General features: G+C 73.6%; 11 protein-coding genes and 1 pseudogene. 7 read left to right on the plus strand and 5 right to left on the minus strand.

Features of this window, described 5'->3' with window-relative positions:
- Positions 1-337: 337 nt before the first annotated feature.
- On the minus strand, positions 338-1,114 hold the full coding sequence (locus tag ACFW2E_RS08125; protein WP_384463170.1) for an XRE family transcriptional regulator: 777 nt from the start codon (positions 1,112-1,114) through the stop codon (positions 338-340).
- Between the two features lie 190 nt (positions 1,115-1,304).
- Positions 1,305-1,877, minus strand: coding sequence for an SH3 domain-containing protein (locus tag ACFW2E_RS08130; protein ID WP_384463173.1), 573 nt, complete (start codon positions 1,875-1,877; stop codon positions 1,305-1,307).
- A 378-nt stretch (positions 1,878-2,255) separates the two neighbouring features.
- Between ACFW2E_RS08130 and ACFW2E_RS08135 the strand changes: the two genes are divergently transcribed.
- The 5 genes and pseudogenes from ACFW2E_RS08135 to ACFW2E_RS08155 form a co-directional block, all read left to right on the plus strand.
- Complete coding sequence (locus tag ACFW2E_RS08135; RefSeq protein ID WP_384463176.1) at positions 2,256-3,056, plus strand: DUF817 domain-containing protein; 801 nt, start codon at positions 2,256-2,258, stop codon at positions 3,054-3,056.
- A gap of 74 nt (positions 3,057-3,130) precedes the next feature.
- The gene (locus ACFW2E_RS08140; RefSeq protein ID WP_384463179.1) at positions 3,131-3,511 is read left to right on the plus strand and encodes a DoxX family protein; all 381 of its coding nucleotides are present in this window, start codon (positions 3,131-3,133) and stop codon (positions 3,509-3,511) included.
- A complete protein-coding gene (locus ACFW2E_RS08145; protein WP_384463182.1) occupies positions 3,508-3,975 on the plus strand; it encodes a peroxiredoxin in 468 nt (155 codons plus the stop codon). The genes ACFW2E_RS08140 and ACFW2E_RS08145 overlap by 4 nt, the downstream gene beginning before the upstream one ends.
- 70 nt (positions 3,976-4,045) lie before the next feature.
- Positions 4,046-4,204, plus strand: coding sequence for a hypothetical protein (locus ACFW2E_RS08150; RefSeq protein WP_384463185.1), 159 nt, complete (start codon positions 4,046-4,048; stop codon positions 4,202-4,204).
- A gap of 193 nt (positions 4,205-4,397) precedes the next feature.
- Positions 4,398-4,845, plus strand: a pseudogene (locus tag ACFW2E_RS08155) (ATP-binding protein); the annotation flags it as partial.
- 34 nt (positions 4,846-4,879) lie between these two features.
- On the opposite strand, the gene ACFW2E_RS08160 reads toward ACFW2E_RS08155, so the two are convergent.
- Complete coding sequence (locus ACFW2E_RS08160) at positions 4,880-5,314, minus strand: cupin domain-containing protein (protein ID WP_384463188.1); 435 nt, start codon at positions 5,312-5,314, stop codon at positions 4,880-4,882.
- A 118-nt stretch (positions 5,315-5,432) separates the two neighbouring features.
- Entirely contained in the window at positions 5,433-6,308 is an 876-nt protein-coding gene (locus tag ACFW2E_RS08165; protein WP_384463191.1) for an oxidoreductase, read from the minus strand.
- Between the two features lie 175 nt (positions 6,309-6,483).
- On the opposite strand from ACFW2E_RS08165, the gene ACFW2E_RS08170 reads away from it, so the two are divergent.
- A complete protein-coding gene (locus tag ACFW2E_RS08170; RefSeq protein ID WP_384463194.1) occupies positions 6,484-7,350 on the plus strand; it encodes a helix-turn-helix domain-containing protein in 867 nt (288 codons plus the stop codon).
- A gap of 1 nt (position 7,351) precedes the next feature.
- On the opposite strand, the gene ACFW2E_RS08175 is transcribed toward ACFW2E_RS08170, so the two are convergent.
- Positions 7,352-8,182 carry an aldo/keto reductase gene (locus ACFW2E_RS08175; protein ID WP_384463197.1) on the minus strand — a complete coding sequence of 277 codons (831 nt, stop codon included), beginning with the start codon at positions 8,180-8,182 and terminating at the stop codon, positions 7,352-7,354.
- 137 nt (positions 8,183-8,319) lie between these two features.
- Here ACFW2E_RS08175 and ACFW2E_RS08180 point away from each other — a divergent pair.
- Positions 8,320-9,078, plus strand: a 759-nt coding sequence (locus tag ACFW2E_RS08180) for a TauD/TfdA dioxygenase family protein (RefSeq protein ID WP_384463200.1), incomplete at its 3' end; no start/stop codon positions are given.

Below are 9,078 nucleotides of genomic sequence, written 5' to 3' on the forward strand. Positions count from 1 at the left end.
GTCTCAACCCCCCCCCCCCCCCCACACCCCCCCCCCCCCCCCGCCCCCCCCCCCCGGGGGGGGGGGGGGGGGGGCGCCCCCCCCCCCGCGGCCCCGCGCCCGGTCGCCCGCCCGGCCCCACGGGCGGTCTCGGCTTCACCGCCTTCGCCCTGACCGGTGTCCCGTCCATGGTGTTCATCGGCATCGCGGCCCTGCGCCCGGCCCGGCAGCCGGTGCCGAGCGGCGCGCCGCAGGGGCTGATCGCCACCGGCCGAGCGTCCCCCCCAACTGGCCGCTCGCCACTCGCCACCGCGCACGGCGCCGCGCCCGTGCCTTGGGCGCGTCGCCACGCGTCGCCTCAGGGCTGGTCCCCGGACCCGTCGGGCTCCTCCACGTCCAGGCCGGTGCAGGCCAGCTGTCCGGCCACCTCCGCGCAGGCCTCCACTCCCCGGGGTGACGGCACCGTGAGCATCGGGCTGCTGTCGCCGGTGGAGTCCTTGGCCGGATAGGTGGCCGAGAGCATGTCCTGCCCCGCGCGCACGGAGATCTCCCGGGCGTGCGGGGAGCGCAGCCGCACCTGCGACCAGACCGTGCCGCAGGTGGGCGAGTAGCGCAGCCGGACGTCGTACGACGGGTCGCTGACCATGCTCTCGGTCCGCGCGTCGCGTGCGCAGACCGACGCGTCGGGCAGCCGGCCCTGACAGGACCTCCCGTGGCAGCGGGGTGCCGCCATGACGAACTGCGTCCCGGACGAGCCGTGCCGGGTGGTCAAGGTCAGGGCGACCGCCGCCGCGGCGGCCGCGGTGAGCAGCGTGAGCACCGTCAGCCGTACGGCCCGGCGCCGGGGCGGGCGCGCCGCTCCGCCCTCGTGCCGGTCGGTGGACGGCGGCGGCCCTTGGGAGGCCTCCCAGAGCGCCAGCACGGGTGCCGGGTCGGCACCGGCGATCCGCGCGAGCGCCTCCACGGCCGAACGGGGTGGCCGTTTGCCCTCCGTCAGATAGCGGTGCCAGGCGGACTTGCTGTACGGGGTGCGGGCGGCCAGCGCCGCCAGACTCAGCCCCGTACGGTCCCTCAGTTCGCGCAGTCTCACCACCAGCGGCTCGTCCGGCGTGGTCGGTCGTGCGGGCTGCCGCATGGTGCGTCCCTCGACTCCAGTTCCACTTTGCGATTTTCGCCCATGTTGTGTTAATGTTTACCCGTTATGCGGAAGCCCAAACCCGCGGCGTTTTATTAGGTGCTTTAATTGGTGCCACCCCCACGGCATTTTCGGGACGGAGTGTTACCCCAACAGGCCTCCGGTCAGGACGTACGGCGGGACGGAGCGGTCAGCACCACGGAACGGCGGTGCGGACCCGGATGTAGCGGGCGGAGACGTATCCCCTGTGGTGGGAGAGCCGGTACCAGGTGCGGTTGCCGTACACCCGGGACCCGCCCGTCCGGCAGGTGAGTGCCACGAGCCGGTTCGGGTGCCGGTGACCGACCACGCGGTAGCCGGTTCCCGGGCCGGAGCGGACGTTCAGCGCGACGTGGTGCGTGGCCACGCGGCCCACGGCGGGGATGCCGTGGCGGTACCCGGCCGGCGGGACCACGCGGCGCGCCACCCGGTGCGCGCAGTGCGTGGCGCTCACGCGGTGCAGGTGACGCAGGCGGTGCACGCGGTGCGTGGCGCGGTGCGCACGGTGGACCCCGCGGTGGGACTTGTGGGGCGTCACGCGGTGCCGCGCCGGCTTGTGCCGGGCGGGGGCGGGGAGCAGCGAGGGAAGCGTGTACTGCGTCGAGGCGGCGGGTGCGGGCTGCGGCACCGCGTGGCCCGTCTCGGCGGCGCCGGCCGCCGTGGGCAGGAACGCGAGCACCGCGACGGTCGCCAGCAGGCCGCTCTTCACGGTCCGTCGGATCATCGAAACCTCCGGGCTGTTCTCGTGACCACGAGGCGTGATCACGACACCCAGCGTTTCCTTGACGAGCCGTCAGGATGCCGTCCCCGCGTCCCGCGGAACGGCGGGGACGTCCCCGGGGACGAACCCCCTCGGCCCATCTGGTCCTCGGCAGACAGGTGTTCCACCGTCTTCCCGGTCTCCCTGAACGGCCGCGCGACGTGTTCCGACGGGTACGCCCGGAGAATGCGCAGCGGGCGGTCGCCGGCATGGCGGCACGCGGTCGAGGACGAGCCCGGCCAGGAGGCCGGAGCGCCGGTGGCCACGGCCTGGGCGAACCGGCATCGGCGCAGTGGTCCCCGGCGACCGCAACCGTCGGCGGCGGACGGACGTCTACCTGGCATGCACAAGATCAAGCAGCAGGCCGGGGTCCTCGTCCGCCAGGTGGCGCTGTTCGGGTGGGTGCAGGCCCGCTGCTGTGCCTTCGCGGTCGCGCTGTTCGGCGGCATGGCGGTCGTCCGGCTGCTGCCGCCGCTCCCGGCCGCCCGCTACGACCTGCTGCTCGCGTACGGCGTACTGCTGACGGCGGTGTGCCATCTGCTGGGGTGGGAGACCCGCCGGGACGTGGCGGTCGTCGCGGTCTGCCACGTACTGGGGCTGGTCTTCGAGCTGGTCAAGGTGCATGTGGGGGCGTGGAGCTACCCCGAGCCCGCGCTGACGAAGGTGGCCGGTGTGCCGCTGTACGGCGGGTTCATGTACGCGGCGGTCGGCAGCTACGGCTGCCGGACCTGGCGGCTGCTCGACCTGTCGTTCACGGGCTACCGCGCCCGTGTCACCGCCGTACTGGCGGCCTGCCTGTACGTCAACTTCCTCACGCATCACTGGCTGCCGGACCTGCGCTGGGCCCTGGGCTGCCTGCTGCTGTGCGCGACCTGGGGGACGTGGACGTACTTCACGGTCGGGGACCGGCGCCACCGCATGCCGCTCGCGCTGTCCTTCGCGCTGGTCGGGTTCTTCCTGTGGCTGGCGGAGAACGTGGCGACCTACCTCGGCGCCTGGCGGTACCCGTACCAACTCGACGGCTGGGAGCCGGTGTCGATGTCGAAGTGGGTCTCCTGGGCGCTGCTGATCACGGTCTCCTTCGTCGTCCGCGCCAACTGGCCCGTCACGGCCACCCCTGCGGCCGTCGCACGCCGGCCGTGATACACCGGCATCCGGGGCCCGCCACCCGCCTACCGTCGAGTAATATCCGGCGGCAGGTCGTCAGAGGAGGAACCGTGTCCCGGTCCGAACGCTCACCCCTGCTGCTAGCCGGTCTGCTGGCCACCGCCGGGGTCGCCCACTTCGCCACCCCCCGGCAGTTCGATGCGACGATTCCGAAGATGCTGCCGGGCTCGCCACGGACGTGGACGTACGCCAGCGGTGCCGTGGAGCTGGCGCTCGCCGCGGGCCTGGCACTGCCGCGGACCCGGACGGCGGCCGCCCGTGCCGCCGCCGCCTTCTTCGTCGGAGTGTTCCCGGCGAACGTGCAGATGGCCGTGGACTGGCGGCACCGCCCCGCACCGCTGAAGGCGGCCGCCGTCGCGCGCCTTCCCCTCCAGGTGCCCCTGGTCCTGTGGGCCCGCGGTGTCGCCCGCAGCGGGGAGGGCCGGTCGTGAGCGAGCGTGTCGGCGTCGGCGACAAGGTCGAGGACTTCGAGCTGCCGGACGAGACCGGCACGACGCGGAGGCTGTCGGAGCTGCACACCGACGGTCCAGTCGTGCTGTTCTTCTATCCGGCGGCCCTGACCCCCGGCTGCACCGCGGAGGCCTGCCACTTCCGCGACCTGGCCGCCGAGTTCGCCGCCGTCGGCGCGCGGCCCGTGGGGATCAGCGGCGACTCCGTCGAGCGCCAGCAGGAGTTCGCCGGGCGGCACACGCTCGGCATGCCGCTGCTGTCCGACGCCGACGGGTCGGTCCGTGAGCTCTTCGGCGTGAAACGCGGCTTCGCGCTCGCGCCCACCAAGCGGGCCACCTTCGTCATCGCGCAGGACCGTACGGTCCTCGAGGTCGTCCGCAGTGAACTGCGCATGAACACCCACGCCGACCGGGCGCTGGCCGTATTGCACGCTCGGCGGGGGTGACCGGGCCGCCTTCGCGCTCGACGCCCCGGAACAAAGGATCGTCCCGGGGCGTACGGAGCAGGTCTCGGCCGTGGCGGCCATCGATGCCCTGGGTATCGTGACGGGGTGGAGCGAGGACGCGCGGCTGCCGACGGGACACCCCGCCGAACAGGTCGTGGGGCGGCCCGTCACCGGTCTGCTCGACGAGGAGGTGCCGCGCGGACCGTCGCCGCACGCGCGGGTCTCATAGCCCTGCCTCACCGGGACGGCCACCGCGTCGAGCTCGCCCTCACCGCCTGCCCCGTGCGCGGCGGGGACGGCCGGCCCACCGGATGCGTGATCCCCGCCGACCGGCCCCGGGCGCCCGAGCCCGCACTGGCGGGCCAGGTCTTCCAACAGGCGTCCATGTCGCTGCCGGCCCTCGACACCAGCCGGCGCTGCCTCAAGCCGTACTCCCGGAGCAGCCCGGCGGCGACGTGGCCCTGCTGCCCGCCCGCACCCGGGCCCTCGTTGCGGACCGGGTGGCCACCTGGGACGTCCCGCCCGATCCCGCGCGCGTGGCCGCCGCCCGCGAGGCGGCCACCGAGCAACTGGCCGTCCGGGGGCTGGACGGGGCCGGCTTCGTCACCGAACCCGTCGTCGGCGAACCGGTCACCAACGCCGTCCGCTGCGGTGTGCCGCCCATCCGGCTGCGGCTGATCCGTGACCGCGTGCCCGTCTGCGGGGTCTCCGACGGCAGTTCCACCTCACCCGCACCTGCGCCGGACCCACGCCTTCGACGAGGGAGGCCGCCGCCTGCTCCTCGTCGCCCCGCTCGCCCAGCGCCGGGGCAGCCGGCAGTCGAGCGGCGGCAGGACGATCTGGGCCGGGCAGCCGCTGCCCGGGACGTGAGCACGGCCCGCGGTCCGTGATCACCGGGCGGTGGTCACTGGAAGGAGCAGCCCGGATTCGGCGCGTCCTCGGAGAACGGCGAGCCGTGCGGCAGGACGTACAGCACGTCGAGGACGACCGTCTTGTCACCCCGGTTGGCCCCGAGGTGCACATTGCCCGACCCGCTCGGTTCGTACAGCGTGCCGCCGGTGCGGTACAGGCCGTCCTGGGCGCAGTCCGAGTGATAGTGGGTCAGGGTGCCCTGCCGGACATAGCCGTACAGGGGACCGTCGTGGTAGTGCCAGCCGGTGGTCTGCCCGGGCGGAATCGTCACCTCCCGCAGGATGTAGTCGGTCTCTCCCACGGTCGTTCGGCTGATCACCCGGCCGGTGACCCCCGGACCGGGCGGAGTGGCGTCGGCGGTGCCGCAGGTCAGGACGGTGCCGGCGGTCACCGCCCCGACTATGGCGGTACGGAGCGCGCTGCGCATGCGAAGAGGCCTCCTGGGACGAAGAGACGTCGGCTACCGCCGTGAACATAGAGGCCCGGCAGGCCTGTTGGGGGCGGAACGGGACGATCCCGTTGCCGCGGGCCGCCTTCCGCGGGGATCAGCTCCCGCCCCGGAGCCCGACGCCGTCCAGCTCGGCGAGCGCGTCGGCCGGCAGGAGCAGATCGGCGGCGGCGATGTTCTCGCGCAGATGTTCCGGTGACGACGTGCCCGGGATGAGCACGATGTTCGGCGAGCGCCGCAGCAGCCAGGCCAGGGCGACCTGTTGCGGTGAGGCGTCGAGCCGGGAGGCGACCTTGGTCAGCGTGCCGGACTGCAGCGGGGTGAAGCCGCCCAGCGGGAAGTAGGGGACGAAGGCGATGTGCTCGGCCGCCGTGCGCTCGACCAGGGCGTCGTCCTGCCGGTTGGCCAGGTTGTACATGTTCTGCACGGTGACCACGGGCGCGATCGCCCGCGCCTGGTCGAGTTGTGCCGCCGAGGCGGCGCTGAGCCCGAGATGGCGGATCAGGCCCTGCTGCCGCAGCTCCGCCAGGGCTCCGAACCGGTCGGCGACCGGCTCCTCGTTCGGAGTGTCCATGTCACCGAGGCGCAGATTGACCACGTCCAGGGTCTCCAGGCCGAGGTGCCGCAGATTGTCGTGGACCTGCGCCTTCAGGTCCTCGGGGTGCCGGGACATGATCCAGCCGCCGTCGGCGCCACGGCGGGCGCCGACCTTGGTCACGATGTGCAGGCCCTCGGGGTACGGGTGCAGCGCCTCCTTGATGATCTCGTTGACGACCACGGGACCGTAGAAGTCGGCGGTGTCGATGTGCGTGACCCCCGCCGCCACCGCCTCGCGAAGCACCGCGACGGCCCGGCTGCGGTCCCTGGGCGGACCGAAGACGTGCGGACCGGCGAGCTGCATCGCGCCGTAACCCATGCGGGTCAGGGTCGGGCCGCCGGCCGGGGTGAAGGTTCCGCCGGGCGTTGCAGACATGTCGTACCTCTCGTACCTCTCGTACCATTCGTACTGCGCCTTCCGGCGGGCCCTCGTCGCGGCGGCCCGCCTCGGTTTCCACCCTGCGCCGACGGCCCGGCCGGCGGCAGTGCCCCCGTGTTCCCGGGAGTGACAGGGCCAGTCACCGCGCCGGGCCCGGCCGTACGGTGGTGGCATGGACGGAACGAACGCGCTGGGGGAGTTCCTGCGTGCCCGCAGGGCGCTGGTCCGGCCGCAGGACGTGGGCCTGCCCGGCAGCGGTCTGCGCCGGGTGCCGGGACTGCGCCGCGAGGAGGTCGCGATGCTCTCCGGTATCAGCGCCGACTACTACCTCAGGCTGGAACAGGGCCGCGACCGCAATCCGTCCGTGCAGGTGCTGGAGGCCATGGCCAGGGTGCTGCGGCTGGACGCCGACGCCACCGCCCATCTCATCGGCCTGGCCCAGGAGCGTCCCGCCGGCACACGGCACCCGGTCCGCACACAGGAGCAGGTGCCCGTCAGCATCCTGCAGCTCATCGACGGCTGGACCCGCAACCCCGCCTACGTCCAGAACCGGTACACCGACTGCCTGGCCGCCAACGCCCTGGCGCGTGCACTGACCCCCAACTACGCGCCCGGCGTCAACCTGCTGCGGGCCGTCCTCCTGGATCCGGCCGAGCGCGAGCTGCGCCGGGACTGGGAGGACCTCACGGAGGAGGGCGTGGCCACCCTGCGGGCCTACGCCGGGCCCGACGCCGACGACCCGCGGCTGCGGGACCTGGTCGGTGACCTGTCGGTGCGCAGCGAGCACTTCCGTCTGCTGTGGGCACGGCACGACGTGCGGCCCCGCCGCGGGCGGGTGAGCCACCTGACCCACCCGCAGGTCGGAGACCTCGACCTGCACTCCGACAAGCTGACCGTGGACGGCACCGACGGCCTCACCCTGGTCGTCTTCCACGCCGAGCCCGGCAGCCGCAGCGCCGAACTGCTGGACATCCTCGGCAGCCTCACGGCGACCGGGGCAGAACACGACGGCGCCGAGGAACGGGTCGAGGAGCAGTAGGTCAGAATTCCTCGTGCACCTCGGGGTCACCGCCCAGCCGGCGGTGGGCCCGGTCCGGGACGGCCGCCATCTGGGCGGGTCCCGGCTCGAAGCCGAACACGTCGAGGTTCTCGCGCTGCCGGGCGGGATCGGCCGACTTCGGGATGGGCACGGCGCCCAGCTGGACGTGCCAGCGCAGCACCACCTGTGCGGGGGTCACGCCGAGCGCCTCGGCCGTCGCGACGACCGTGGGATCGTCCAGCAGCAGGCTGTCCCGGCCCAGCGGACTCCAGCTCTCGGTGAGGATGCCCTTGTCCGCGTGGAAGGCACGCAGAGCGTCCTGCGGGAACAGCGGGTGCAGCTCCACCTGGTTCACCGAGGGCAGGACGCCCGTGTCCGCCTCCAGCCGCCCGATGTGCTCCGGCGTGAAGTTCGAGACGCCGATCGAACGCACGAGACCGTCCTCCCGGAGTTTGATCATCGCCCGCCAGGAGTCCACGTACTTGCCGACGCGGGGCAGCGGCCAGTGGATCAGGTACAGGTCGACGTACTCCAGGCCCAGGCGCCGCCGCGACTGCCCGAAGGAGGCCAGGGTCTCCTCGTACCCGTGGTGGCGCCCCGGCAGCTTCGTGGTCACCACGACCTCTTCCCGGGGCACGCCCGCGGTGACGATCCCCCTGCCGACCCCGGCCTCGTTGCCGTAGCCGGCCGCGGTGTCGACGAGGCGGTAACCGAGGCGGAGCGCGTGACGAACGGCCTGTTCGGCCTCGGCGTCGTTCATGGGCCACGTGCCCAGGCCGATCGCGGGGACCGTCGTACCGTCGTTGAGCTCGTGCGCCGGAATGCTGATCACGGTGGGACCTTCCGTCGACTGTGTCCTGTACCCAGCGTCGGGGACGGCGCGACCGGTGATCAACCGCAGGGTGGTCGCGCCGGACGCCCCGTCCTGTCACCCTCACAGGGACGGACGGCACAGGATTCGGAGTGTGCATGACGGCGGACAGGGGCACGGCGGACGGGGACGGGGCCGAGCAGGCGGCGGGGATCGAGGTGAGTCCGGTCGCGGGCCACATCGGCGCCGAGATCACGGGCGTCGACCTGGCCGAGGAGCTCCACGACGCGGTGGTGGCAAGGATCCGGGCGGCGGTGCTGCGCTGGAAGGTGGTCTTCTTCCGCGACCAGAAGCTCGACCACGCCTCGCACGTCGCGTTCGCCCGCCGGTTCGGCGAGCCGGTCGTCCTCGGGCGGCGCGGCAGCGCCTCACCGGAGGGCTTCCCCGAAGTGGAGACGACGGCCGACCGGCTGGAGCTGGGCGGCCGGTTCGGCATGGACCACGACGAGTGGCTGCGACGGCGCCGGCACACGCTGCTGCGCGGCTGGCACTGCGACCACGGCGCCCGCGTCGACCCGCCCGCCGCGACCGTCCTGCGCGCCGAGACCGTCCCGCCGTACGGCGGCGACACCACCTGGTCCAACCTGGCCGCCGCCTACGCCGGGCTGTCCGCCCCGGTGCGGGCCTTCGTCGACGGGCTGCGGGCCGAACACCGGCTCGGCGTCGGCTACCAGGCGAGGCCGGGCGACGACGCGTACCTGCGGCATCTGCTGGACCGTCAGGTGGCTTCCGTGGGCCCCCGCGGGGGGGGGGGGCCGCGGGCGCGCGGGGGGGGGGGGGGTGGGGGTGGGGAGATCGGACGGGCCCTAGCGGCGCCGTGCGGGGCGGGGGGGAGGGCGGCGCGCGGGGTGGGGGGT

This window comes from Streptomyces sp. NPDC058964 (assembly GCF_042741275.1).
Taxonomy (GTDB): domain Bacteria; phylum Actinomycetota; class Actinomycetes; order Streptomycetales; family Streptomycetaceae; genus Streptomyces.

Bases quoted from the DNA above. Each gene is read 5' to 3' on its own strand.
- ACFW2E_RS08125 (WP_384463170.1), bottom strand. From the start codon at position 1,114: ATGCGGCAGCCCGCACGACCGACCACGCCGGACGAGCCGCTGGTGGTG.
- ACFW2E_RS08135 (WP_384463176.1), top strand. From the start codon at position 2,256: ATGCACAAGATCAAGCAGCAGGCCGGGGTCCTCGTCCGCCAGGTGGCG.
- ACFW2E_RS08170 (WP_384463194.1), top strand. From the start codon at position 6,484: ATGGACGGAACGAACGCGCTGGGGGAGTTCCTGCGTGCCCGCAGGGCG.
- ACFW2E_RS08130 (WP_384463173.1), bottom strand. From the start codon at position 1,877: ATGATCCGACGGACCGTGAAGAGCGGCCTGCTGGCGACCGTCGCGGTG.
- ACFW2E_RS08165 (WP_384463191.1), bottom strand. From the start codon at position 6,308: ATGTCTGCAACGCCCGGCGGAACCTTCACCCCGGCCGGCGGCCCGACC.
- ACFW2E_RS08160 (WP_384463188.1), bottom strand. From the start codon at position 5,314: ATGCGCAGCGCGCTCCGTACCGCCATAGTCGGGGCGGTGACCGCCGGC.